We start from the raw sequence: 25,358 nt of genomic DNA, 5'->3' as shown, positions 1-25,358 counted from the left end.
GGGACCGGCACGCACTGGTTAGGATCGTTGCGTACGAGTCTGTTCTGATGGAGGACGGTGACCGAGCCCACGCATCCGGACGGCCGTCCGCGTGACTCCATCGCGGCGGCCGCGATGGCGCTTTCCCGCCTGGGGCGCCTGCGTGACCTGCCGGTCATCCTCATGCTGGCGTGGGTGGGCTGGCTGGCCATCCCGTGGCCGTCCAGCGGCCTCGTCCAGGCGCGCAGTACGGCCACCCAACCCCAGGACCACGACGCGGGCGCGGGCGAGGCGCCGGGCGCCGGTGTCCCCGGGGGACGGGCCCCCGGCGCGGAGCCTTCGGGGTTTTTGACGCCTTCGGTGTCGCCGACGCCTTCGACGCCTTCGCTGCCTTCGAGTGGCAGGGGGCCGTCGGGTACGGACGCCCCGGCGAGCTGGAGTCTGAGCGCGGTGCCCGCCCGTCCGGCGCTGCTCGTGAAGCCGGTGAGACCGTCGGCGACGGGTGTGGAAACCTCGACGACGGGCGCGGCCGTAACGGGCGTGGAGCCCGCGGCGACGGGTGTGGCCGCGAGCGGGGCGGAGAGCGCGACACGGTCCGAACCGGACGGTGAGGCGGCGCGGGAGCTGATCGCCCTGGAGCGGGCACGCATCGCGGGGGAGGTCCACGACGTCGCGGGGCACGGCCTCGCGACCATCGCCATGCAGGCCGGGGTCGCCCTGCTCATGTTCGACGAGCGGCCCGACCAGGTCCGCGAGTCGCTGGAGGCGATCCGCTCGACCAGCGTGCGGGCACTCAACCAGCTGCGCTCCGCGCTCGACCTCATCGACCCCGAGACCTTCCCCGGCTCCGAGACCTTCCCCGCCCCCGAGACCCTTTCCGGCTCCGGGACCTCCGCCGATTCCGGGACCTTCGCCGCCTCGGAGACCTCCTCCCGTCCCACGATCTTCCCGGGCTCCGGGACCCTGGCCGACCACGACCTGGCCCGGCTGATCGAGGGGGTGCGCGCGGCGGGGCTGCCCGTCGATGTCGAGCCTGCCGCGCCGCCCGTTCCCGCGCACCTCGAAGGTGTGGTCTACCGCGTCGTACGCGAGTCGCTGACCAACGTCCTGCGTCACGCCGGTCCCACCAGGGCACTGGTCCGCGTCACCGGTGACCCGCGTGCGTTCGTCCTGGAGGTCGCAGACAGGGGGAGCGGTCCTTCGGGAACGGCCGCCGAGGGGCGTGGGCTGGCCGGGATGCGAGCTCGGGTGACGGAGGCCGGTGGCGCCTTCGGCGCGGGTCCCCGCGAGGGCGGCGGGTTCCGCGTCGTGGCCGGTTTCCCCCGGACACCGGGTGAGGCTTTCCCCCGGACTCCGGACGAAGGCTTTTACCGGACTCTGGGTGAGTCTCCAGCGCGGGGTGACGTCCTTTCCCGGACGCCGGACGAATCCCGGATACAGGACGAATCCCGGACGCAGGGCGAAGCCCGGTTCCAAGGCGACGCCCTTTCCCAGGCGCCGGGTGAGGTCACTCTCCCGGCCGCGTCGGAGGATGCCCTCCCCGTACGCCATGTGAAGCAGGGAAGGGGCGTGTGACGTCTCCGGGGGGACCGATCCGGGTGGCGCTCGCCGACGACCAGGCCGTCGTCCGCATGGGGCTTCGGGCGCTCATCGACCGCGAGCCCGACCTGGAGTTCGCCGGTGAGGCCGCCGACGGCGCCTCGGCGCTGCGGCTGCTGGGCGAGACGCGTCCCGACGTCCTGCTGCTCGACATCCGCATGCCCGGCATGGACGGTATCGACACGCTGCGGGCCATCGCCGCCGACCCCGCGCTCAACACCACCCGGGTGGTCGTCGTCACCACCTTCGAGGTCGACCGTTACGTCTTCGCCGCCTTGCAGGCCGGGGCCAGCGGGTTCGTTCTCAAGGACAGCGCCCCCGAGGAGCTCACCCGCGCGATCAGGGTCGTCGCCTCGGGGGAGGCCCTGCTCTCCCCGTCCGTCACCAGGAAGGTGATCGGGTTGTTCGGCCGCCACGACGTCACCCCGGTGGAGGGACTCGACACGCTCACCCCCAGGGAGCGGGAGATGGTCGCCTGGGTCGCCACCGGCCGGTCGAACGACGAGATCGCCGCGGAGCTGGTCATCAGCCCCGACACGGTCCGTACCCACGTCAGCCGCGCCATGGTCAAGCTGCGCGCCCGTGACCGTGCCCAGCTGGTCGTCTTCGCGCTCAGGTCCGGGATGACGATCCCCTGAGGAAGCCCCGGTAGTCGCGCTGGTCCAGCTGCGCCTCGATCTGCTTCACCGTGTCCAGCCCCACCCCGACCATGATCAGAACGGTCGTCCCGCCGAACGGGAAGTTCTGCTGGGTCGCCGGGTCGCGCAGCACCATGAAGGCGATGATCGGGATCAGCGACAGCGTGGCGAGGTAGGCCGCTCCCGGCGCGGTCAGCCGCGAGAGCACGAACCGCAGATACTCCGCGGTGGGCCGTCCCGGCCGGATGCCGGGCACGAACCCGTTGTACCGCCTCATGGTGTCGGCCACCTCCTCCGGGTTGAAGGTGATGGACACGTAGAAGTAGGTGAAGGCCACGATCAGCAGGAGGTACGCCGTGATGTAGACCGGATGGTCGCCGGAGACGAGATAGCGCGCGATCCACGCCGAGACCGGTCCGGTTCCGCCCGTCAGCTGCATCACCAGCTGCGGGAGGAAGAGCAGGGACGAGGTGAAGATGACGGGGACGATCCCGGCCTGGTTGACCTTCAGCGGGAGGTAGGTCGAGGTTCCGCCGTACATCCTGCGCCCGACCATCCGCTTGGCGTACTGCACCGGGACTCTTCGCTGCGCCTGCTCGATGAACACCACCGCCGCCACCAGGAAGACGCCCGCGACCAGCATGGTCGCCAGGGCGAGCGGGCTGAGCAGGAAGATGTTCGACATGTAGGAGGGGAACACGGCGATCACCTGGGTGAAGATCAGGATGGACATGCCGTTCCCGATCCCCCGGTCGGTGATCAGCTCGCCCAGCCACATGATCACGCATGTTCCGGCCACCAGGGTGACCACGATCACCGCGATCGTCATCGGGCTCCGGTCGTGAAGTACCTGCCGGTCGCAGTTGGGGAAGATCTGGCCCGCGCGGGCCATCGACACGACGGTGGTGGCGTTGAGCACGGCCAGCGCCACCGTCAGGTACCTCGTGTACTGCGTGATCTTCGCCTGTCCCTGCCGTCCCTCCTTCCTGAGCGCCTCCAGGCGCGGGACCACCGTGGTGAGCAGCTGGACCAGGATCCCGGCGGTGATGTACGGCATGATCCCGAGGGCGAACACCGACAGTTTCAGCATCGCCCCGCCGCTGAACAGCTGCAACATGTCGATGAGCCCGCCACGGGTTCCCCCGCTCAGGCACTCCCGCACCGCGACCACGTTCACGCCGGGCGCGGGCAGCATCTGCCCGAACCTGAACAGCGCGATCATCGCCAGCGTGAAGAGCAGTTTCCCGCGGAGGTCGGGCACGCGGAAGGCACGGATGAGCATGGTGGGCATGCGCAGAGTCTGGGTGCGCGGGCGCGGCGGGACATCCGCTCATCCGAGGCTTCGCCGTACGCGAATCCGCGTACGTCCCGTTCCCCTTCCCCGGCAGGATCGGTGTGCTCTCCGTTTCCCCGCCGGACTCGCGCACCTTCGGCCGGGCGGTCGGCACACCGCCGTACCGGTTCACTACGAGGGATGGAAGCACTTCCAGCAGGAACGGGAGACGATGGAGTGCGAGTTCGCGGACGCTCCGGAGGACATCCGCCGGTTGTCCGTCGAGGTCGAGATCACCGCGTGAGCACCCGCGGGTTTCGGCCGTTCCCGTGTCCGGTGGGCCGCGATCCCGCTCAGGCGCGCGGTGGCCGTGACGTCGCGAGGCGTCGCTGTTCCTCCTCGACGATCTGGCGGGCGAGTGCCTGTTCGGAGATGTCGATCGCGTCGGGGGTGGAGTCGGCCAGGTCGCTGCGGCGGGCGTAAGTGTCGAAGAGCCCGGCCTTGCCGCGGAGGATGTCGAGCATGCGCTGGTCGACGCTGTCGGCCGTCAGGATGCGGTGCACCTGGACCTTGCGGACCTGTCCCATGCGGTGGGCGCGGGCCACGGCCTGGCTCTCCATGGTCGGCTTCACCTGGGGCTCACAGATGATCACTACGGAGGCGGCCTGAAGGTTGACACCGATCCCACCGGCCTGGATCTGGCTGAGCAGCACGGCATGGCCGGGGGCCGCCGTGAACTCGTCGATGACCTGCTGGCGGCGGGTGGCGCCGAGGTCGCCCGAGATCGGCCCGTGGACCCGGCCGCCGGGGTCACCGGGGGACTTCGAGGCGGGGGACTCTGAGGCAGGGGACTTCGAGGTGGAGGGCTTCGAGGTGGGAGACTGAGAGGCGGAGGGGCCGCCCAGGGCCTCGTGAACGGCGGTCACGACGTCGCGGAAGTAGGAGAAGACCACGACCTTGAGATCGTTGCCCGCGGCCTCGTCGACGAGTTCCAGCAGCCTCTGGAGCTTGGCCGACGTCTCCGGCACGGCGTAGGCGGCGCGGCGCATCGCCATGAAGTTCCCGGCTGACACCGCCTTCCGGTAGGCGGCGAGGTCCGCCGGGCTGAACTCCTCCCACTCGTCCACGTGGACGAGGTCGGGCAGCTCGGTGAGCACGTCCTCCTGGTTGCGGCGCAGGTACACCGGTGCCACGGCCCTGCGGAAGGACTGCGCCCCCGCCGCGCCCGCCGCCCCCACGACCCCCGCCGCCGCGTCGCCGTTCCGGAGGCCGGGGATCAGGTCGGGCCTGAGGTAACCGATCAGGTTGCGGAACTCCTCGACGCGGTTCTCCATCGGGGTGCCGGTCATGAAGAGCACCCGGTCGGTACGGCCGCACCACCGGGCGACGGCCTGCGACCGCCGGGCGGCGGGGTTCTTGACGTAGTGCGCCTCGTCGACCACGAGCATCCCCAGCGCCACGTCCCCGGGGATCTCCAGCCGGTGCAGGGTGTCGATGGTGGTCACGGCGACGCCGCCGGTGCGGACCCATTCCGCCAGGGCCGCGGCCCGGTCGGTACCGCGCAGGGAGTAGGCCCTGAGCGTGCTGCGGGTCTCGACCTCGCGTACCCAGTTGATCAGGACGCTGGCGGGGCAGGCCACCAGGAAGTGGCTCTCGCCACGCGCCCTGAGGTGCGCGAGGGCGGCGATGGCCTCGACGGTCTTGCCCAGGCCCATCTCGTCACCCAGGATCACCCGGCGCTGGGCGAGGGCGAAGCGGGCGCCGAACGACTGGTAGCCGCGCAGGGAGACCCTGCGGTGGGTGTCGTCGAGCTCCTGGGCCTTGACCCGCGCGGAGATGTCGTCGGGCAGGAACCCCTCGGAGGCGACCCGGTCGGGTTCCGTGGCCGCGATCTCGGCGAGCAGGTTGTAGTACTCCGACGCGCGAAGCTCGAAGTCGATCCACGCCTCGACGCCGGACACCGGCGGGCGCAGCAGGTCCACGGAGGCCTGGCTGAAAAGCAGCGCCGTGTCGGACGCGTTCGCCTCCGCGATCACGTCCCCGATCCGCGCGACGGCCTCCTGGGCACGGCGACGGCCTCTCTGACCCGCGAGAAGCATCCGCAGCCATCCGCGAGCCGGTTGCGCGGCGGGCAGGAGCGAGGCCAGCCTCTCCTCGATCCGCCGCGCGGCGCCGCCCGCGCGCGGCAGGTCGGGACCGGCGTTCACCAGCCGGTTCAGCGTGATCAGCAGGGCCGTGGTCTCGTCGTCCTGCCGGTCGACGTCGATCCGCAGCGCCACCGTCTCCTCCACCGCCTTGGCGATCTGCCCGGCGGCGGCGTGTGCCTGTCTCGCGTTCCACGCCCCGACCCCGGGGAGGAGCTGGAGGGCGTACGGCGTGGTGTCCAGGATGTCGAGAACCTTCTGGTATCCGGCCTGTTCGAGGGCTCTGAGCCGCAGCCGTCCCACGGTGACGTCCTTCAGGCGCGTCAGGGGAATCGCCCCCAGCTCCTCGCGTGCCAGGCGCGTACGCATGGAGGACAGCGCCCGCTGGGCGTCGGCGCGTGCCCGCGCGTCGTCGGCGAGCAGCGTACGCGCGTGGGACAGGAGGCGACCGGCCCTCAGGAAGAGGGCTCTGACCTGCCTGGGTGTGGGTGCCGTGCCTTCCCGCCCGACCTCGCCCAAGCTCTCGTCCCTCCCGTCACAGCCCGATCGCGGTGGTCCACCGTCGCCAACCGTCCGGCCGATCGCGGTAGTTCACCGTCGCCAACCGTCCGGCCGGTTGTCAACGACCGGCCAGGCCGGACACGACATCACAGCCCTTTGCCCGGTAACGAGCCGTTCATGGGTGCCGGGGAGGATCCGATGAGCGGCCCGGCCGGTCGGGGGCCGGTGGCTCACCCCCGGCCGGGGGCGGGATCACCCCTTCCGGCTCCCGTGATCCCCCGTGACATCCCTGGCACCCACCCCGTTCGGCACGGCTGAATGGGAACGAACCGCGCGGGTCTTCCTCGCGGACAGCGGTCTTCTTCGATCTCGCGGGCGACGGGGTGGCGGGGGTGGCGGGTGGCGCGGCACGACACGGCGTGGCCGGTGTGCGCGTGCCGCCTGCTGTCCGTGCCGCCTGTGCTACCTGTGTTGCCTGTGCGGCCGATCCCGTTCGAAGAACCACTCTCAAAGGACGCGAAACCATGCCAGGAGCAGTCGTCATCGGTGCCGGACCCGGAATCGGCCTGTCGGTCGCACGCCGTTTCGCCCGCGCGGGCATGCCGGTCGTGGCGATCGCCCGTACGAAGGGCACCGTCGACGCGACGGTCTCCGCCCTGGCGGGCGACGGCGCGAAGGCCGTCGAGGGGCTCGTCGCCGACAGTACGGACGAAGCGGGCATCCGCGCGGCCCTCGACACCGCCGTGGATCGTCACGGCGTACCCGACGTGCTCGTCTACAACGCCGCGCTCATCCGGTGGGACGCTCCCGGCGAGCTCTCGGCCACCGAACTGCTGGACACACTGGCGGTCAACCTCGTCGGCGCGGTGACCGCGGCGGCCCACCTGGCTCCGAAGATGTCGGCGGCGGGACACGGCACGATCATCCTCACCGGCGGCATGCCCGACCCCGAACCCAAGGTGACGAGCCTCTCCCTGGGCAAGGCCGGAATCCGCACGCTGACGACCCTGCTCGCCAGGGAGTACGGGCCCTCCGGCGTCCATGTCGCCACCGTGACGGTCGCCGGTGCGGTCGCCCCCGGGACGGCCTTCGACCCCGACGACATCGCCGAGATCTACTGGCGGCTGCACACGCAGGCCCCCGGCGCCTGGGCCCACGAGGTACTCCACTCCGGCTGACCGTCCTTTGTGGGGGCGTGAATAGCATGGGGGCATGCAGACGGCTGGGCCGGACCGGTTCGCGCCCGGATCCCCCGGCGGGGAACCGGCGTCGTCCGCGATCCTCGGTGAAGAACCGGCGTCGCTCGCGATCCCCGGTGGAGAACCGGCTCCGCCCGTGTCCGTGGCCCCCGGTGGGGAACCGGCTTCGCCCGCGTCCGTGTCACCCGGTGGCGAAGGTCTGATCACCGCCAAGCTCCGTGTGCCCAGGCCGCTGTCCCCTCTCCTCCCGCGTCTCCGGGTACGCGACAGGCTGCGTACGGCGGTGGAGGAGTCGATCGTCGTCCTGCTGGTGGGGCCGAGCGGGATCGGCAAGACCGCCGAGCTGGTGCAGTGGTCCGCCGTGGAGTCGCGGCCCGTGGCGTGGGTCAACGTCGACGGCCGCGACAACGACCCGGAGCGGTTCTGGCGCCACGTGGCCGGGGCCCTCGCGGGAGCGACCGGCGAACAGGCCCCGCCGCACCCGTCCGCGACACTCGTCCACGGCAGCGACGTCCACGTGTCCGCCCTCGCCGACCACATCCTTGAGCGGAGGCAGCGGCCCGTGCTCGTACTGGACGAGTACGAGCACGTGGTCGATCCGGAGATCCACGACCGGCTCGACCTGCTGATCAGGGCATGCGGTGACGGCCTCACGACCGTGATCGCCGGTCGGGTCAGACCGCCCCTGCGCCTGGAGCGGCTGCTGCTGGCGGGCCGTCTGTCGACCATGACCTGGTCGGACCTGCGGTTCGACCCGCGGGAGACGCGGAGCCTGCTGGCCGAGGTCTTCGGTGTCGTTGCCGACGCGCGTACGGCCACGGCCCTGGTGTCGGCCACCGAGGGATGGGCGGGCGGGCTGATGCTCGCGGGCGCCCACCTGCGGGCGGGCGGGGAGACGGCGGTGCTCACCGACCGGGAGAGGCGGTTCGTCCGGGACGGGGAGGGGCACTCGCGAGCGGACGGGACGGGAGCGGTGTTCACCGGCGATCTCGTTCCCGCGGAGGGAGCGGAGGTCGGGACCGTCCGTGTGGGGAGGGCGGCGGGGTCTGCTGGGGGTCTCGTTCCTGCGGAGGTCGGGTCTGTTGGGGGTCTCGTTCCTGCGGAGGTCGGGTCTGTTGAAGGTCTCGTTCCTGCGTGGGGAGCGGTGGCCGGGTCCGTTGAGGGGCTCGCCCATGCGGGGGAAGCCGTTGAGGGGCTCGTTCCCGCGCGGGGAGTGGTGATCGACTATCTCCTCGACCATGTGTGGGCCGGTCTTGATCCTGAGATTCGCGAGTTCCTGCTGGACACCGCGGTCCTCGGTCGTTTCTGCGCGGCGCTCGCCGACGCCGTCCGCGGCCGGGACGACTCCGCGGAGCTGCTCGACCGGCTTCGCGCGGACGGGGTGTTCCTCGTCGCCGAGGACGCCTCCGGCACCTGGGTGCGCTACCAGCGGCTGTTCCGGCAGGCACTGGCGCACCGGCGGGAGTCCACCGATCCCGGACGGGCGCGTGCGGCACACCGGAGCGCCGCCCGGTGGCACACCGCCCACGGGAACCGCGACGAGGCCGTCGACCACGCCCTCCTCGCCGGGGACCATGGGATCGCCGCGGACATGCTGCGGGAGCTGTTCGACGACTACTACCGGGCCGGACGGCTCACGGCCCTGGAACAGTGGCTCAGCGCGCTTCCCGACGAGGAGATCGGCAGGAGTCCCCGGCTGGCCGGGCGGGGGCTCCACCTGTGGTGTTCCCTCGGGCGCTTCGACGAGCGCGACCGGTGGTCCCGCGCCCTCGCCCCCGAGCACGGTGACGGCGGGCCGACCCGGCCCGAGGACGCGTGGCGGCTCTGCCTGCCCCGCGAGCGAGGCGACCTCCCGCTCGCCCTCCGCCAGGGCCTGGCCCTTCTCAGGAGGGAGACGACGGCGGCACCGGTCTCCCCGCTCGTACGGACCCAGACCCGGATCGGCGTCGCCCGCACGCTCCTGCTCGCCGGACGGCTCGCCGAGTGCGGGCGGCTGCTGGACCAGATCGAGGCGCTCTGGACCACGACACCGCTGCCGCCGCCGCTGCGCGCGACCGTCCACGGCATCGCCGGGCTGGCCGCCCATCTCGCCGGTGACCGCGCGGCGGCCGTCGCCCACGCCGGTCAGGTCGACGTCGCCCTCACCGAGTGCCGTACGCGCCCGAGGGCGAGGGTGGCGCCCGAAGGCATGATCCTCCGGGCGGTGGTCACCGACGGGGAGGACCGGGATACGGAGGTGGCGCGGCTGGAGGAGCTGGTCGACGCGCCCCCGGGATTCGGCGCCGACACGACGATGGGCGCCTTCGCCCTCCTGTTCCTCGCCCGCGCGCTCGCCGGTCGCGCCGACACCGAACGGGCGGCCGACCGCCTGGCGGCGGCGGACGAGCTGCTTGCCCGGTGCCCCAACCCCATGGGCCTGACCGATCTACGGGATCAGGTGGCCTCGGACCTCGGGCGGTCACCCCGCCCCGGCTCACGCATGCCGGTCCCCGAGCTCAGCGAACGCGAGGTGGCGGTGCTGCACTACCTGCGCAGCGAGCTGACCTTCAGGGAGATAGCGGACGATCTCGTCCTCTCGGTCAACACCGTCAAGACCCACGCGCGGAACATCTACCGGAAGCTGGGGGTCAACGGCAGGAGGGAGGCGGCCGTGGTGTCGCTCCGGAGTCCGGACCCCACCGCCCGCTGAGCACGGGCCGGGCCGATTGTCGGTGCTCCCTGGCAGAATCCACGTACTTCTGGACATAAGCAACCAAAAGTGGAGTGAGAATGCCGGAACGAGGAAACACGCCGCTGGTACGGCTCGATCCGTGGGCGGAGACCGACTTCGACCTGCTGCGCCGCATCAACGCGCCGGAGATGACCGAACATCTGGGAGGCCCCGAGACCGAGGGAAAACTGTTCGAACGTCACAGGAGGTACGTCGACATCGAGGGCAAGGGGACCGGCCAGATGTTCAGCATCGTCCTGCTCCCCGAGCTGCAGCGGGTCGGCAGCATCGGCTACTGGGAACGCGTCTGGAACGACGAGACCGTGTACGAGACCGGCTGGGGCGTCCTGCCGGAGTTCCAGGGCAGGGGCATAGCGGCCGCGGCGGCCCTCGCCGTTATCGCCAGGGCCAGGGCGAAGCGGACGCACCGCTACATTCACGCGTACCCCTCCGTCGACAACCCGGCGTCGAACGCGATCTGCCGGAAGGCCGGGTTCGAGTTCGTCGCCGTGTGCGACTCCGAATATCCGCCGGGGAACCCCATACGGTGCAACGACTGGCGCGTGGACCTCACGAAGAAGCCGTGAGACGGCTGGTCGTACGCCTTTTCATGGGTGTGAGTCCGTAATAGTGCACCCTCGATAGTGAGTGTGCATTCGTGCGCAGAAGGAAGTGTCGGCGGTTTCTAGTGTTCGTGGTGTCCGAACGGCAACACCCTCACACCACCCGCACAGGAGCATGACGATGAGCACGACGCGCACCCTTCTCGCCGGAGCGGCCCTGGCCGGTGCACTGCTGGCCGGTGTGGCCGCGGCCCCCGCCGCGACCGCCGCCTCCACCGCCTCCTCGGCCACTGTCGCCACTGTCGCCACGCAGCAGGCGCAGACCTCCAGCAAGCACTTCTTCGGCCCCTACTACTCCGGATTCGGCCGCGGAGAGGACTTCGGCCACCGCTCGTACTTCAAGGGCTACTGGACCAAGGACAACGGCCGCTACTGGTTCTACGGCGACCTGTTCGACCGTGACCGCGACCGCTCCTACAGCTACGTGTGGTTCAAGTGGCACGACCGGTTCGGCTCGCACACCAAGGTGTTCAAGACCTTCGGCCACGGCGACATCGACCACTTCGGCGGCTTCAAGAAGAGCGACGGCTTCGACGACTTCAAGATCCGCGTCTGCGAGGGCACCGACAAGTTCGACGACTGCGGCGGCTGGGGCGACGCTTTCTGAGCCGTCCCGCCGCGGCGCCTGAACACGAGAAGGGCCTCGGGAGCGCCCGCTCCCAAGGCCCACCGGCCCACCGATCGCACCCGGCTTACCGCGATTCGGCGGGTACCTGAGTCTCGTGGTGGAGTCCCGCGCCGGTCGCGCCGCGCCCGCGCAGGCCGGAGGCGATGACGGCCGCCGCGATGACGGCCATCGCGAGCGGGATGACCAGGGCCGTGCGGAAGCCGTCGAGCTCGGTGAGGAGCGACCCGCCGGACCCGGTGGCGACGACGTTCACGGCGGTCACCGCCGACAGGCCGAGCGCCGCGCCGAACTGGAAGGAGGTGTACAGCAGGCCACCGGCGAGTCCCTGCTCCTCCTCCGCCACGCCGTCGGTCGCGGCGATGGTGAGCGGCCCGTACGCCAGGGCGAAGCCGAGGCCAAGAATGATCATGGTTGGGAACATCGCCGCGTACGTCCAGTCGAGGCCGACCGGCAGGAACAGGGCGTAGGCCAGGGCGGCGAGGCACAGCCCGCCGAAGATCACCCGGGTGTTGCCGAAGCGGTTCACCAGGCGCGGGGTGAGGGTCGGCGCCAGGATGGCGTCGACGCCGACCACCAGCAGGGCCAGGGCCGCCTGCAACGGCGACCAGCCGCGCAGTTCCTGGAGGTAGAGCACGACGAGGAACTGGAACCCGAAGAAGGAGCCCCCGAACAGCAGCGCGCCGAGGTTGGCGCGCAGCAGCGGGCCCGAGCGGAGGATGCCCAGGCGTACCAGCGGTGTCGCCGACCGTCGCTCGATCGCCACGAAGGCGGTGAGCAGGGCGATCCCGACGGCGAGCGCTCCGGCCGTCCAGGCCCATCCCCCGGCGGGGTCCTCCAGCTGGACGACCGCGAACACCAGCACCATCATCGCCCCGGTCACGGTGATCGCTCCGGCCAGGTCGAAGCCCTGTGAGTGACGGTGCGGATGATCGCCGTCCGGGATGAGGAGGAGCGCGGCGACGAGGACCATGGAGGCCATGATGACCGGCGCGAAGAACACCCATCGCCAGTTGACCGCGGCCAGCAGGCCGCCGACGACGAGGCCGAGGGAGAAACCGGCCGCCGCCGTCCCCGCGTAGACCAGAAGGGCCCTGTTGCGCTGCGGGCCCTCGGCGAAGTGCGTCGTGATGATGGACAGACCGGCGGGTGCCATGAACGCGGCGGCCACCCCTGTCACGAAACGGGCGACGATGAGGATCCATCCCTCGGTCGCGAACCCGCCCAGGCCCGAGAAGACGATGAACACGCCGAGCCATACCAGGAACATCCGCCGCCGGCCGAGCAGGTCGGCGGCCCGTCCGCCCAGCAGCATGAAACCGCCGTAGCCGAGCACGTACGAGCTCATCACCCAGCTCAGCGCGCCCGTGCTCAGGTCCAGGTCGGAGCGGATCGACGGCAGGGCCACGTTCAGCATCGCCACGTCGATCCCCTCCAGGAAGATCGCACCGCACAGCACGAGCAGCATCCCCCAGGCACGCCCGCTCATGCGGTCCGACGGTGGGGACAGTGGGGTGGACACGAGACGACTCCTTGGAGAGAGGCAGGAACCACGGCCGGTTCTTTCGCGCCGTTACGGTTCCCTCTTGTAAGTAGTCGCATCATGCGGCACCATCGATAGCCATGGAAGAAGGCACTTCGAAGTCACTGAGTCCCTGCCCCGATACCGGCGACGAGGCCTACGACCCCTATGACGCCCGTCAGTGGGACACCCGGGAAGACTGTGAGGTCCGCCAGATCCTCGACCGGGTCGCGGACAAGTGGTCCCTGCTCGTCATCGCGCTCCTCGACAGCCGCACCCTCCGTTTCACGGAGCTGAGCCGCGAGATCGACGGCGTCAGCCAGCGCATGCTCACCGTCACCCTGCGTCATCTGGAGCGGGACGGCCTGGTGCGCCGCACCGTGCACCCCGTCGTGCCGCCTCGGGTGGAGTACGAGCTCACACCCCTCGGCGTGACCCTGCACGACACCATCCAGTCGCTCGTCACCTGGACGGAGCGGCACCAGAACGAGATCGCCGCCGCCCGCGCGGGCTACGACGCCCGCGCGGACGCCACGCCGGTCGCGACAGGGCTCGCCCCCTCGGCGAGGAGCGGGCGCGGCACCGCGCGCACGGCGGCCGGGCCCGGCGCCGTGCCGAAGGACGACGGCGTACGGGCGCCGGAACGCGGTCTTACAGAACGCCGTCTTATGGGACACGGTGTTACGGAAAGCGGTGTCACGGAACGCGAAGCGGTGGCGATTCGCGGTCACGAAACTCCGTCCGCGACACCCTCGCGTAACGAAACTCAATCCCCGGTGCCGCTACGTAACGAAACCCGGGCCGCCGCGTCATCACACGAGGAGGGCGGGGAGAGCCGTCCCGGCGCGGACCTCCAGCGGTGCGAGGTGTGCGGCGACCCGATCCATGCCGCGCGTACGGGCCGTCCCGCCCGGTTCTGCGGCACGGCGTGCCGCCAGAAGGCGCACCGCCGCCGCTCCCGCGCCTCCCTCGGGGCCTCCGTCCCTCTTCTCCCGTAAGCCCGGCCGGGCGTGAGACGGGTCGCGCAAGGGCGGGCAAAGGCCTGTCCAAGGGATCCGTGTCGTGCCCCCCAACGGGTGCCGCAGCGTGTCTGCTGTCCAGCAGCAATGGCACTGCTTACCTGGAGGGTCGGAGATGAGGAAGTTCCTTCATGCCGGCGTGCTCGCGCTCGGCGTGCTCACCGCCGGATGCGGCGGCGCCGACGACGGGAGCACGACCGAGCCGATGGTCGCGGACCAGGTCAAAGCATCGCCCACCTCACCGGAAACCCCCACCTCGTCCTCGTCGGCGACCAGGGCCAAGGTCGAACTGGGTGATACGAAGATCGGAAAGGTCCTGGTCGGGGAGGAGCAGCGCACGCTCTACCTCTTCGAGAAGGACAAGGACGGGAAGTCGTCGTGTTCCGACGACTGCGCGCGGGCGTGGCCGCCGTACGTCACGGACGGGAAGCCGGAGGCGGGCGAGGGCGTCAAGGAGGACCTGCTCGGCACCACCGAGCGGGACGACGGCACGACGCAGGTGACCTACGACAACCATCCCCTCTACTACTTCGCCAAGGACACCGAGGCGGGCGACGTCAAGGGGCAGGAGGTCGAGGGCTTCGGCGCCGAGTGGTACGCGGTCGACGCCGACGGGAAGAAGGCGCGCGACTGACGGGAGAGCCCGTCCCGGTACGCGAACCGCGAAGGGCCCGCCGCCCGGTGGGCCCTTCACGTCCTTCGCCCGTTTTCACCGTCTCCCTGTCTCTCCCGTCCCCTTTGCCTCCCGTACCGTCTCCTCGCACTGTTTCCCGTCCGGGCCGCTTCGCGTCCGCGGGGGCATGTTGTTTGTCCAGTCCGCCAGACCTGTGCTGGACAAAGCCCGGACCGTTAAACAGGTGGGGTACGGATCGTCCCTCGCGGGTGGCACGTGGCGGGGAACGTGGCAGGGCGACGCACAAGTACTGCCTACGGGCATCGGATTCCGTCCGGGGTGGTCTCGGTCCGCAGGCCGGGACCGCTCCGGGCGGTACCCGGGCACCGGTCCTCCGACGAGGAACGGAGAAGCCTGTGCTTCGCCGCCGGATCGTACGAGAACGATGTCGAAAGGGTGGCACGAGAACCCCCGCACCGTTTTTTCACCGGGGCCGGTGCGGGGGTGAGTCGGTCACCGGGGCGTCCGCGAGGGTGAGGCGCCCACCGGGGATATCCGCGAAGGTAAAAACGCCCACCGGGGACATTCGTCAGCGTAAATACGCCCACCGGGGACGTCCATGAAGATAAGGCGCGTAATGGCGACGTCGTTTTCGACGGGTGCCGATCCGGTGATTCAGCCCACCCCCTAGACCCGTACGGTCAGGCATGGTTGCATCTCGCTTGTTCGGAATCGCTTGTCCAGAATTGAGCTGCTGGAGAAGACAACGACGATCGCATGCCACCGGGGGGTGAATGGGGCGACCCGAGAGGGCTCTCGATCCCGACGCGAGCCCGCTACAGCGCTTCGCGTCGGAACTGCGGCGGTTGCGGGCGGCGGCGGGAGGGCCGAGCTACCGTGAGCTGGCCCGGCGCGCGCACTACTCGGTGACGGCGCTGTCGGAGGCGGCCGGGGGAGAGATCTTCCCCACTCTCGCGGTGACCCTGGCCTACGTCGAGGCGTGCGGCGGCGACCCCGCGGCCTGGGAGAAGCGGTGGCGGACGCTGGCCGCGGAGTTCGCCTCCGCGGACGCCGCCGAGCGGGCCAAGGAGGGCGAGGACGCCCCGTACCTGGGACTCGTGACCTTCGACCCCGGCGACGCCGACCGGTTCTTCGGGCGGAAGGACCTGGTCGCCGAGCTGTGTACGCGGCTGGAGGGCACCTCCCTGCTGGCGGTCTTCGGCCCGTCGGGGAGCGGGAAGTCGTCGCTGCTGCGGGCGGGTCTCCTACCGGCGCTGTGGGGCGGAGCCCTGCCGGGCAGCAAGACGTGGCCGACGCTGCTGCTGACCCCGGGCGAGCACCCGCTGGAAGAACTCGCGATAGGCCTGGCGAACGCGACGGGCGTCAGCGCCTCCTCACTCCACGCGGGGCTGACGGCCGGGCACGCGAGCGCCCGCCTCGACGTCGGGCAGCTGCTGGAGGGACGGCCGAGGTCGGCGCGCGCCGTGATCGTGGTCGACCAGTTCGAGGAGGTCTTCACTCTCTGCGGCGACGAGCGGGAACGGGTGGCCTTCCTCGACTGGCTGCTCGCCGCGGCGGACGACGGCGACCGGACGCGGGTGGTCCTGGGGGTCCGCGCGGACTTCTACGCCCGGTGTGCGGAACACCCGCCGCTGGTGGCCGCGCTGCGCGACCGGCAGCTGCTGATCGGGCCCATGGACGAGGACGACCTGCGCCAGGTGGTCACGGGACCGGCGGCCCGCGCCGGGCTCAGGGTCGACCGGGCGCTGGTCGAGGCGATCCTGGGCGACTGCCGCAGGGAGCCGGGGGCGTTGCCGCTGCTCTCGCACGCGCTGCTGGAGACGTGGAAGCGGCGCAGGGGCGACGCGATGACGCTGGCCGGGTACCGCGCGGCCGGGGGCATCCAGGGGGCCATCGCGCAGAGCGCCGAGCGGGTCTACGACGAGTCCGGCGACCGGGAGCGGCACCTGGTCAAGAACGTGTTCCTGCGCCTCACGGCGCTGGGCGAGGGCACCCAGGACACCCGCCGCCGCGTCGCCCCCGACGAACTGCTGTCCGGCCCGAACGGCACGGCGGTGGCGACCGTGCTGACCAGGCTCACCGAGGCCCGGCTGCTCACCGTCGACGAGGACAGCGTCCAGGTGGCGCACGAGGCGGTCATCCGCTCCTGGCCCAGGCTGCGGGGCTGGCTCGCCGAGGACCGGGAGTTCGTACGGCTCCACCGGCGCCTCACCGAGGCCGCCGCGGAGTGGGGGCAGCACGGGCGCGAGGACGAGCTCCTCTACCGGGGAATACGCCTGACCGCCTGGGAGGGCCGCGAGCTCGACCGGCTCAACGACCTGGAACGCGCCTTCCTGGAGGCCGCGCGGGCGCGCGAGGCCCGTGAGCGCGCCGCGAGCGGCAGGCGGGCCCGGCTGCTGCTGGTCGGTACGACGATGGTCGGGGTGGTGGTCTGCGCGCTGGCCGTGATGGCCCTCGTCATGGCGGACCGGGCCCGGCGCGGGCAGGAGCTCGCCTACTCCCGTCAGCTCGCCGCCGACGCCCGCGGCAGGCTCCAGCTCGATCCCCAGCTCGGCCTCCTGATGGCCCAGCGGGCGTACGAGGTCAGTTCCACGGTCGAGGCCGCCTCGGTCCTCAGGCAGGCCGTCGTCGACTCCCGGGTGAGTTCCATCCTGCCCGTCGCCGGTGGCAAGGTCTGCGGCGCCACCTTCTCCCCGGACGGGCGCCTCCTGGCCGCGGGCAGCGGCGACGGGACCGTACGGGTGTGGCGGATGGACAAGAAGGGCGTGGCGCCGGGGAACCCGATCGTGCTGCGGGGACACGACGGCGAGGCGTGGAACCCGGTGTTCAGCCCCGACGGGCGCTATCTGGCCGCCGGGGGCATCGACGGCACGGTGCGGATGTGGGACCTGGCCGGTGACGACGTGCCCGAGATCCTGCGAGGTCACAAGGGGCCGGTCTGGAACGTGTCCTTCAGCCCCGACGGGCGGCACCTGGCCGACGCCGGGGACGACGGCACGGTACGGGTGTGGGACCTGGCCGGGGGTGACGCGCCGGTGGTCCTGCGAGGTCACGAGGGGCGGGTCCTGGGCGTGGCGTTCAGCCCGGACGGCAGGCGCCTCGCCACCGGGGGCGGCGACGGCACGGTACGGCTGTGGGACCCGGAGGGCGGTACGGGGCCCACGGTGCTGCGCGGACACGAGAACTCGGTGGAGGGTGTGGCGTTCAGTCCGGACGGCAACCGCCTGGCGAGTGCCAGCACCGACGGCACCGTGCGGGTGTGGGACGTGCCCGGCGACGGCCCCTCCGGGCTGCCGCGCGGGCACGCCACCCCCTCCACGGTGCTGCGCGGGCACGACGGCACCGTGGAGGGGGTGGCGTTCGGCCGTGACGGGCGGATCGCCAGCGTCGGCAACGACGGCACGATCCATGTCTGGGGCGCGGACGGCACCATCGCCCCCCTGGTGCTGAGCGGTCACCGGGGCACGGTGTGGAGCGCCGCGTTCAGCCCCGACGGCCGGACACTCGTCAGCGCGAGCGACGACGGCACCGTGCGGATGTGGGACGTGGCGGCGGCCGGGGACGCGACCATCGTGCGCGGTCACATCGGGGAGGTCTGGAGCGCCGAGCTCAGCCCCGACGGGCGGTGGGTGGCGAGCGCGGGCAGCGACGGCACGGTCCGCGTCGGGAACGTCACCGGCCAGGGCGGCGCGGTCGTGCTGCGCCCCGGCGGCGGGGAGGTGCTCGGCGTCGCGTTCAGCCCGGACGGGAAGCGGGTCGTGGGCGCGGTGGAGGACGGTGTGGTCCGTGTCTGGGACGCCTCCGGACGCGGCGGCCCGGTGCCCCTCCACGGCCACCTCGGGACGGTGTGGGGCGTCGCGTTCAGCCCGGACGGGCGGCGGGTGGCGAGCGCGGGCAGCGACGGTACGGCCCGCGTCTGGGACGCCTCGGGGCGCGGGGAGCCACTCGTGCTCCGCGGCCACCGGGGAGCGGTCAGGTACGTCGCGTTCAGCCCCGACGGGCGGCGGGTCGCGAGCGCGGGCGAGGACGGCACGGTCCGGGTGTGGGACGTCTCGGGGCACGAAGAGCCGGTGGTGCTCCACGGGCATCAGGGACTGGTGTGGGGCGTCTCCTTCAGCCCGGACGGGCGGCGGGTGGCCAGCGGCGGCAGCGACGGCACGGTCCGGGTGTGGGACGCCTCGGGGCGCGGCGAGCCGGTGGTGCTCCGCGGCCACCAGGGTTTGGTGTGGAGCGTGTCCTTCAGCCCCGACGGGCAGTGGGTGGCGAGCGGCGGCAACGACAACACCGTCAGGGTGTGGGCGGCGACCGGCCGGGGCGAGCCCGTGGTCTTCCACGGCCACGGCGCCTCCGTCGAGAGCGTGGAGTTCGGGCGCGACGGCCGCCACCTGGTCACCGCGCACGGCGACGCCACCGTCCGGGTCTGGCGGTGCGACGTGTGCGGCCCGATGGACCAGGTGCTCGGGCTCGCCCGCGACCACACCGTCCGCGAGCTGACCCCGGACGAGCGCAAGGCCCTCCTCCAGACCTCCGGCTGACCACCGCCCCCTCCGGCTCCGGCCCGCGAACCACCGCGCCCTTCGGGAACCACCGCGCCCTTCGGGAACCACCGCGCCCTTCGGGAACCACCGCGCCCTTCGGGAACCACCGCGCCCTTCGCGAAGCACCGCGCCCGGGAGAAGCCACGTGCGCCCGGGAGAAGCTCGCGTGCGCCTGGAGGACCCGTGCGCCTGGGGACCCGTGTGCCCGGTGGACCCGCACCCCCTCCGGTGGGCGCGGGGCGCGGTCAACGCGTCAGGTGGACTCCCGGACGACCAGCTCCGTGGGCAGGATCGTCGACGACACGGGGCCGCCGTCGATCTGGCGGAGGAGCAGGCGTACCGCCGCCCGTGCCTGCTCCTCCCTGGGCGCGCGTACCGTGGTGAGCGCGGGCACGGCGTAGGAGGCGGCCTCGATGTCGTCGAACCCGGCGATCGCGATGTCGTCCGGCACCCGCCGCCCCGACTCGCTCAGCACCCGCAGAGCGCCGATCGCCATCAGGTCGCCCGCCGCGAAGACCGCGTCGAGCGCCGGGTCGTCGTGCAGGAGCTGGCGCATCGCCTCCGCGCCCGAGGCGAGGGTGAGGTCGCCGACGGCGATGATCGACCGGTGCCCGGTGTCGCGCAGGGCCTCGCGGTAGCCCCTGAGCCGTTCCTGCGCGGTGATCGCGTCGGGAGGCCCGGCGATCGCGGCGATCCGCCGACGTCCCCGGTCGAACAGGTGCCTCACCGCCGAGGCGGCGCCGCCCACGTTGTCGACGTCGGCGTACGGGGTCCGTGTCGCCACCGCGGGCCTGCCCAGCGAGACGACGGGGATGCCCGTACGGGCGAGCGCGGCGGGCAGCGGGTCGGCGCCGTGCGCCGACACGAGCACCACCCCGTCGAGGTGCCCCGAGGCGGCGTACTGCTCCACCCTGAGACGACCGGCCGTCGAGTCGGCGAGCATGAGGGTGACGCGTTTGCCCGAATCCTCCAGCTCCCGGGTGGCCGAGCGGATGGTCGCCGAGAACAGCGGGTCGTCGGCGCGGGCCCCGGCGGGGGAGCCGGAGACGACCAGCGCGACCGAGTCGGTACGCCGGGTCACCAGGCTGCGGGCCGCCGAGTTGGGGACGTAGCCCAGCTCGTTGACGGCGTGCATGACGATGGCGCGGAACTCGTCGCTGACCGTGCCCTCACCGTTGATCACCCGGGAGACGGTCGACCGGGACACACCGGCGCGGGCGGCGACCACCTCCAGGGTGGGGCGCCTGGCACGCTCGCGGCGCAGCCCGTTGTGCCGGATCACCTCGCGGTACCACAGCGCGCTGTCCTTGGGCAGCCGCCGCTGCGTCTCGAAGTCGACGTGCACGATCCCGAAGCGCTTGTTGTAGCCCTCGGCCCACTCGAAGTTGTCCATCAGCGACCAGACCAGGAAGCCGCGCAGGTCGGCGCCGGTCTCGATCGCGGCGTGCGCGGCCCTCAGGTGGCCCTCGAAGAAGGCGGTCCTGTCGGTGTCGTGCACACGGTCGCCCGTCACCACGTCGTCGAACGCGGCGCCGTTCTCAGTGACGAGCAGGCCGACCTCGGGGTAGTCGCGCGAGAGCCGGGTGAGCAGCTGGGAGAGCCCGGTCGGCACGATCGCCCAGCCCATCGCCGTCGTCGGGGCGTGGGTGCCGCTGAACAGGATGTCCTCGCTGCCGGGGTAGGCGGCGTTGGCCGGTTCGCCCGGCTCGGACCTCACGACGCAGGGGGTGTAGTAGTTGATCCCGAGCAGGTCGACGGGCTGGTTGATCGTTTCGAGGTCGCCGTCGCGGATGTGGTCGGTCCCGCCCATCCGCTCCATGATGGCGAGCACCGGGTCGGGATACTTCCCGCGCAGGGCGGGGTCGAGGAACTGCCGGTTGATGAGGCAGTCGATGCGGTTCACCGCCTCCGCGTCCTCGGCGGACGGGACGAGGTCGGGGTCGCTCACCTGGCCGGGGGTCATCACCGGCGTGAGGTTCAGGGTGAGGGCGATCTCGCGGGCGCCCGCGTCGCGCAGCACCCGGGCGCCCAGCCCGTGGGCCAGCAGGAGGTGGTGGGAGGCGCGGAAGGCCTCCGCGGCCGACGCCCGGCCCGGCGCGTGGATGCCGATGCCGTACCCCAGCACCGCGGCCACCCACGGCTCGTTGATCGTCATCCACGTCCCGACGCGGTCGCCGAGCCGGTCGTGCACGATCCGCGTGAGGTCGGCGAAGCGGTAGGCCGTGTCGCGGTCGGTCCACCCGCCCCGATCCTCCAGCGCCTGGGGGAGGTCCCAGTGGTAGAGCGTCACGTACGGCGCGATGTCGGCCGCCAGCAGCTCGTCCACCAGCCGGTCGTAGAAGTCGAGCCCGGCGGCGACGGCGGGCCCCGAGCCCGACGGCTGGATCCTGGGCCACGCCACCGAGAACCGGTAGGCCCCGAGGCCCAGGTCCGCCATCGTCCGGACGTCGTCGGCGTAGCGGTGGTAGTGGTCGCAGGCCACGTCACCGGTGTGGCCGTCGGCGATCCTTCCCGGCGTGTGGGAGAACGTGTCCCAGATCGACGTGCCGCGCCCTCCGTCGTGGGCGGCGCCCTCGATCTGGTACGCGGCGGTGGCCGCCCCCCAGACGAAGCCCTGGGGAAAGGCCAGGGTCTCGCCCCGGGCCGAGATGGTCGTTGCGGTCATCCTTCGAAAACCCCCGTTGGTTCTCGCGACTGCCGGGACGCGCGGGGCGGTGGCGAGGCCGCCGTCGTCCCGGCCGGTGGAAACGTCCTACCGACATCATGGAACGGTCGCGGCCTGGCGTCGAGGGTATATCCCAACCCGCGTGGGCGCGCTCCCACCTCGCTCGCGTTCATGATCGTCGACACGGTGGCCGATGCCACCTGCACCGGACACGCCCCGCTCGTGGAGCCCCCGCCGGAACGTGGCGGGATCGGACGACGTGAAGGGCGACCCGGCACCGGGGACGGCAGCGCTCGGCCTTTCCGGCGGGTACGCAGGAAAGGCCGCGTATGCCGGGAAAAGAGGAGTACGCCGAAAGGACGAGGGCGCCGGGAGGAGGTGAATGCGCAGGAAAGGGTGAGTACACCGGGAAAGGGCGAGTACGCCGGGCGGTTCCGTGGGTTTCCGGCGGGAGATCCGGCCGTGGCCCGTCGCCGAGTCCGACTTTGGTCAGGGGTGGCGGTGGCCGATCGTCGGATCTTTCCGAGCCCGGAGGTTTCTAGGTTCTCCCTATGAAACACAAGCTCATCCACCTGGCGGCGGCGACCGGCCTGGTTGCGGCCCTTGCCGCGACTCCCGTCGCGCGGGCCGCGCCACCCGCCACCGGGCTGACCCCGGCCGCCGTCGACGCCTACCTCGGCAGGACCATGGAGTCCACCGGGCTGCCGGGGATGTCCGCCGTCGTGACCCACGGGGGCGAGATCGTGTACGCCGGTGGATTCGGGCGGGATTCGGGCGGCGAACCGGTCACCGAGAGAACCCCGATGCGTGTCGCCTCGGTCAGCAAGTCGTTCACCGCCATGGCCGTCATGACGCTGGTCGACGACGGCAGGATCTCGCTGGACGAGCCGGTCGCCAGGCGGCTGCCGGAGTTCCGCCTGGCCGATCGGCGCGCAGCCGGGATCACCGTGCGGCAGCTGCTCAACCAGACCTCGGGCCTGTCCGACACCACCGTCGACATCGGCGCGACGCGGGCGGCCACGTCGCTCGCCGGGTACGTGTCCGCGCTGGGCACCGGCACGCTGGCCGCCGACCCCGGTACGCGCTGGGAGTACTGCAACGTCAACTACGACGTGGCCGCCAGGCTGGTCGAGGTCGTCGCGGGCGGGAGCTTCGGCGACTACATGGAGCGGCGTGTCTTCGGCCCGCTCGGTATGACGGGCAGCGCCGTCGGAGACGGCGTCGTCAAACCGTCCGAGGGATTCAACTCGGTGTACGGCGCCTGGGTGGCGCGCCCCGAGCTGCCGGGCTTCCGCGACGGCGGTGCGGGCGGCGTCGTCACCAACGCCGCCGACATGGGCAGGTGGCTGATGGGTCAGACCGGCGGCGGGAAGCGGCTGGTGACGCCGGAGAGCCTGAGGACCATGCACGCGCCGTCCGCCGTGCACGACTACGGCATGGGCTGGGGCGAGGAGAGGGTGGGCGGCACCAGGCTGCTCGTGCACTCGGGCAACCTGTTCACCTACACGGCCGTGGAGGCGATCGCCCCGGACACGGGGTACGGCTTCGCGGTCATGACCAACGGTGCCGCCCTCCACGACGACACCTACGACGTGCTCACCGGCCTCGTCGCGATGAGCCGGGGCGGTACGCCCGACGTGCCGGGCGGCGACCGGCAGGTGTTCGAACTGGTCCTGGGGCTGATCGCGCTGGCGGCGGCGGCCCTGGGGGCGCTCGGCGTGCTGCGGTCTCGCCGCTGGGCGGGCCGGAGAGCCGGGAGCCCCGGCTGGCGGGTCGGGCTGCGGCTGGCACCGGCGCTGCTGCCGGTCGTACTGTTCGCCGGGTACCCGTGGCTGATCTCCTTTCTGATGAACGGCCGGACGGTCACCTGGGAGCAACTCACCTACTTCGCCGCGCCGATGACGATCACCTTCACGGTCGTGGCTGTGGCGGGGGCCGTCACCGCCGCGATGCGGCTGGCGAGGCTACGGTCGGTAGTGTCGGAAAGGTGAGAAACGGTGTGATGCTGGCGGTTATCGTGGAATCCGCCCTGATCAGCGGGTTGCACCTCGACAGTATCCCGCTGTGGCGGCAGCTTCTCTTTGTGGTGCTGGCCGTGGCCGCCTATCTGCACGGACGCCACCTGCCCGTACGGCGGAGCTGGCTGCTCCTGGCCGTTCTCGCGGTGCCCGGGGCCGTCTACGCCGTGGCGGACTTCGCGACGGGTGCCGGTGCGCTGGCGGCTCTCGGCCTCTTCGTGGTGCTGCCGTGGCTGGTGGGCCGTTTCCAGCGGCAGCAGGCCGACCTGCTGGAGGCGGGCCGGGAGCGGGTCGCCCGGCTCGGGCGGGAGCGGGAGTTCCTCACCGAGCGCGTCACCCTTCGCGAGCGCGCCCGTATCGCCGAGGACATGCACGACTCGCTCGGCCACGAACTGGCACTGATCGCCCTGCGCGCCGGAGCCCTGGAACTGGCCGCCGACATGACCCCGCCGAACCGGGAGGCGGCGGCTCAGCTGCGAGCCTCCGCGGTCACCGCGACCGACAGGCTCCGCCACACCCTCGGGGTGCTGCGCGAGACCGGCGCCGTTTCGACCGAGCCGCCGGACGAGTCCATCGAGGCGCTGGTGGACCGCGCACGTGGCGCCGGGATGACGGTCGACCTCCACCACGCCGGAGAGCGGGCGCCCCTGCCACCGCTGGTGGACAGGGCCGCGCACCGGGTCGTACGGGAGTCGCTGACCAACGCCGCCCGCCACGCCCCGGACGCGGACGTGCTCGTCCGCGTCGAACGGACCCGCGACACGGTCACCGTCACCGTGTCCAACTCCGCGGCCCGTGTCGTGCCGCTCCCTGTGCCGGTGAGCGGCACCGGCACGGGGAGCGGGATCGCGGGGCTGCGCGAGCGGGTGCGGTTGCTCGGAGGCACCCTGCGGGCCGGTCCCCATGACGGCGGGTTCACCGTGACGGCGCGGTTCCCGTCCGGCCGGGACGGGTTCCAACCCGGCGGGAGAGAGCCCGACGGGAGAGAAGAGGAGGGAAGCCGATGATCCGGGTGGTGCTGGCCGACGACGAGGCCATGATCAGGGCAGGGGTGAAGGCGATCCTGGCCACCGACGAGAGCATCGAAGTGGTCGCCGAGGCCGCCGACGGGCGCGAGGCGGTCGAGCTGGTACGCGCGCACCGGCCGGACATCGCGCTGCTGGACGTCCGGATGCCCCGCCTCGACGGCCTGTCCGCCGCGGCCGAGCTGCGCGTCACCATGCCGGAGGTCGCGGTCGTCATGCTGACCACGTTCGACGAGGACGAGTACGTCTCCAGGGCGCTCGACGAGGGGGCGAGCGGCTTCCTGCTGAAAGCCGCGGACCCCCGCGAACTGATCATCGGGTTGCGCGCGGTCGCCGACGGCGCGGCGTACCTGTCGCCGAGGATCGCGCGGAAGGTCATCGCGCAGCTGGGCGGCGGCAGGCTCTCCAGGGCGGGGGCGGCACGCGGGCACGTGAGGTCGCTGACCGCGCGGGAGCGCGAAGTACTGGCACTCGTCGGCCAGGGCATGTCCAACCAGGACATCGGCCGCGAGCTGTTCCTCTCGCAGGGCACCGTCAAGTCCCACGTCAGCGCCATCCTGCTCCGGCTCGGCCTGAACAACCGCGTCCAGGCGGCGATCATCGCCTACGAGGCGGGTCTGGTGCCGGGGGACACCTGAGTCGGCCC

At 71.8% G+C, this 25,358-nt stretch carries 17 protein-coding genes and 1 pseudogene; 13 read left to right on the top strand and 5 right to left on the bottom strand.

Annotated elements, in window-relative coordinates; genetic code table 11:
- Positions 1 to 57 precede the first annotated feature (57 nt).
- A complete protein-coding gene (locus tag ACW9TB_RS01765; RefSeq protein ID WP_472746116.1) occupies positions 58 to 1,554 on the top strand; it encodes a sensor histidine kinase in 1,497 nt (498 codons plus the stop codon).
- Entirely contained in the window at positions 1,551 to 2,216 is a 666-nt protein-coding gene (locus tag ACW9TB_RS01760) for a response regulator (protein ID WP_472746115.1), read from the top strand. The genes ACW9TB_RS01765 and ACW9TB_RS01760 overlap by 4 nt, the downstream gene beginning before the upstream one ends.
- Here ACW9TB_RS01760 and secY read toward each other — a convergent pair.
- Positions 2,191 to 3,507: a preprotein translocase subunit SecY gene (secY, locus tag ACW9TB_RS01755; RefSeq protein ID WP_472746114.1), complete on the bottom strand. Its 1,317-nt coding sequence runs from the start codon at positions 3,505 to 3,507 to the stop codon at positions 2,191 to 2,193. The genes ACW9TB_RS01760 and secY overlap by 26 nt on opposite strands.
- Between secY and ACW9TB_RS01750 the strand changes: the two genes are divergently transcribed.
- Positions 3,506 to 3,793: a hypothetical protein gene (locus ACW9TB_RS01750; RefSeq protein ID WP_472746113.1), complete on the top strand. Its 288-nt coding sequence runs from the start codon at positions 3,506 to 3,508 to the stop codon at positions 3,791 to 3,793. The genes secY and ACW9TB_RS01750 overlap by 2 nt on opposite strands.
- A 49-nt stretch (positions 3,794 to 3,842) precedes the next feature.
- Here the strand turns inward: ACW9TB_RS01750 and ACW9TB_RS01745 are convergent, their stop codons facing one another.
- A complete protein-coding gene (locus ACW9TB_RS01745) occupies positions 3,843 to 6,152 on the bottom strand; it encodes a DEAD/DEAH box helicase (RefSeq protein WP_472746112.1) in 2,310 nt (769 codons plus the stop codon).
- 506 nt (positions 6,153 to 6,658) lie between these two features.
- Here ACW9TB_RS01745 and ACW9TB_RS01740 point away from each other — a divergent pair.
- From ACW9TB_RS01740 to ACW9TB_RS01725, 4 genes are all read left to right on the top strand, one after another.
- Positions 6,659 to 7,312: an SDR family NAD(P)-dependent oxidoreductase gene (locus ACW9TB_RS01740; RefSeq protein WP_472746111.1), complete on the top strand. Its 654-nt coding sequence runs from the start codon at positions 6,659 to 6,661 to the stop codon at positions 7,310 to 7,312.
- A 34-nt stretch (positions 7,313 to 7,346) separates the two neighbouring features.
- The gene (locus ACW9TB_RS01735) at positions 7,347 to 10,022 is read left to right on the top strand and encodes a winged helix-turn-helix domain-containing protein (protein ID WP_472746110.1); all 2,676 of its coding nucleotides are present in this window, start codon (positions 7,347 to 7,349) and stop codon (positions 10,020 to 10,022) included.
- Between the two features lie 80 nt (positions 10,023 to 10,102).
- Complete coding sequence (locus tag ACW9TB_RS01730) at positions 10,103 to 10,630, top strand: GNAT family N-acetyltransferase (protein WP_472746109.1); 528 nt, start codon at positions 10,103 to 10,105, stop codon at positions 10,628 to 10,630.
- A gap of 157 nt (positions 10,631 to 10,787) precedes the next feature.
- Positions 10,788 to 11,273: a hypothetical protein gene (locus ACW9TB_RS01725; protein ID WP_472746108.1), complete on the top strand. Its 486-nt coding sequence runs from the start codon at positions 10,788 to 10,790 to the stop codon at positions 11,271 to 11,273.
- An 85-nt stretch (positions 11,274 to 11,358) separates the two neighbouring features.
- Here the strand turns inward: ACW9TB_RS01725 and ACW9TB_RS01720 are convergent, their stop codons facing one another.
- The gene (locus ACW9TB_RS01720) at positions 11,359 to 12,813 is read right to left on the bottom strand and encodes an MFS transporter (RefSeq protein ID WP_472746107.1); all 1,455 of its coding nucleotides are present in this window, start codon (positions 12,811 to 12,813) and stop codon (positions 11,359 to 11,361) included.
- 101 nt (positions 12,814 to 12,914) lie between these two features.
- Here ACW9TB_RS01720 and ACW9TB_RS01715 point away from each other — a divergent pair, with 101 nt between their 5' ends.
- The 3 genes from ACW9TB_RS01715 to ACW9TB_RS01705 all read left to right on the top strand — a co-directional run bounded on the left by ACW9TB_RS01715 (position 12,915) and on the right by ACW9TB_RS01705 (position 19,001).
- Positions 12,915 to 13,811, top strand: coding sequence for a winged helix-turn-helix transcriptional regulator (locus ACW9TB_RS01715; RefSeq protein ID WP_472746106.1), 897 nt, complete (start codon positions 12,915 to 12,917; stop codon positions 13,809 to 13,811).
- Between the two features lie 136 nt (positions 13,812 to 13,947).
- The gene (locus tag ACW9TB_RS01710) at positions 13,948 to 14,466 is read left to right on the top strand and encodes a COG4315 family predicted lipoprotein (RefSeq protein ID WP_472746105.1); all 519 of its coding nucleotides are present in this window, start codon (positions 13,948 to 13,950) and stop codon (positions 14,464 to 14,466) included.
- Between the two features lie 773 nt (positions 14,467 to 15,239).
- Positions 15,240 to 19,001, top strand: coding sequence for an nSTAND1 domain-containing NTPase (locus ACW9TB_RS01705; protein ID WP_472746104.1), 3,762 nt, complete (start codon positions 15,240 to 15,242; stop codon positions 18,999 to 19,001).
- Between the two features lie 256 nt (positions 19,002 to 19,257).
- Here ACW9TB_RS01705 and ACW9TB_RS01700 read toward each other — a convergent pair whose 3' ends face one another.
- Together ACW9TB_RS01700 and ACW9TB_RS01695 are read right to left on the bottom strand one after the other, a co-directional pair.
- The gene (locus ACW9TB_RS01700; RefSeq protein WP_472746523.1) at positions 19,258 to 20,232 is read right to left on the bottom strand and encodes a LacI family DNA-binding transcriptional regulator; all 975 of its coding nucleotides are present in this window, start codon (positions 20,230 to 20,232) and stop codon (positions 19,258 to 19,260) included.
- Positions 20,233 to 20,265: 33 nt separating this feature from the next.
- Positions 20,266 to 21,669 (bottom strand): annotated as a pseudogene (locus tag ACW9TB_RS01695) (GH1 family beta-glucosidase); the annotation flags it as partial.
- 551 nt (positions 21,670 to 22,220) lie between these two features.
- Between ACW9TB_RS01695 and ACW9TB_RS01690 the strand changes: the two are divergent.
- From ACW9TB_RS01690 to ACW9TB_RS01680, 3 genes are read left to right on the top strand one after another with little or no spacing between them, the layout of a single operon-like run.
- The gene (locus ACW9TB_RS01690; RefSeq protein WP_472746103.1) at positions 22,221 to 23,660 is read left to right on the top strand and encodes a serine hydrolase domain-containing protein; all 1,440 of its coding nucleotides are present in this window, start codon (positions 22,221 to 22,223) and stop codon (positions 23,658 to 23,660) included.
- A gap of 11 nt (positions 23,661 to 23,671) precedes the next feature.
- Positions 23,672 to 24,694 carry a sensor histidine kinase gene (locus tag ACW9TB_RS01685; protein ID WP_472746522.1) on the top strand — a complete coding sequence of 341 codons (1,023 nt, stop codon included), beginning with the start codon at positions 23,672 to 23,674 and terminating at the stop codon, positions 24,692 to 24,694.
- The gene (locus tag ACW9TB_RS01680) at positions 24,691 to 25,350 is read left to right on the top strand and encodes a response regulator (RefSeq protein WP_472746102.1); all 660 of its coding nucleotides are present in this window, start codon (positions 24,691 to 24,693) and stop codon (positions 25,348 to 25,350) included. The genes ACW9TB_RS01685 and ACW9TB_RS01680 overlap by 4 nt, the downstream gene beginning before the upstream one ends.
- Positions 25,351 to 25,358 lie beyond the last annotated feature (8 nt).

The organism is Streptosporangium sp. H13245, from assembly GCF_055690525.1.
This window is presented reverse-complemented; position numbering and strand designations above follow the sequence as displayed.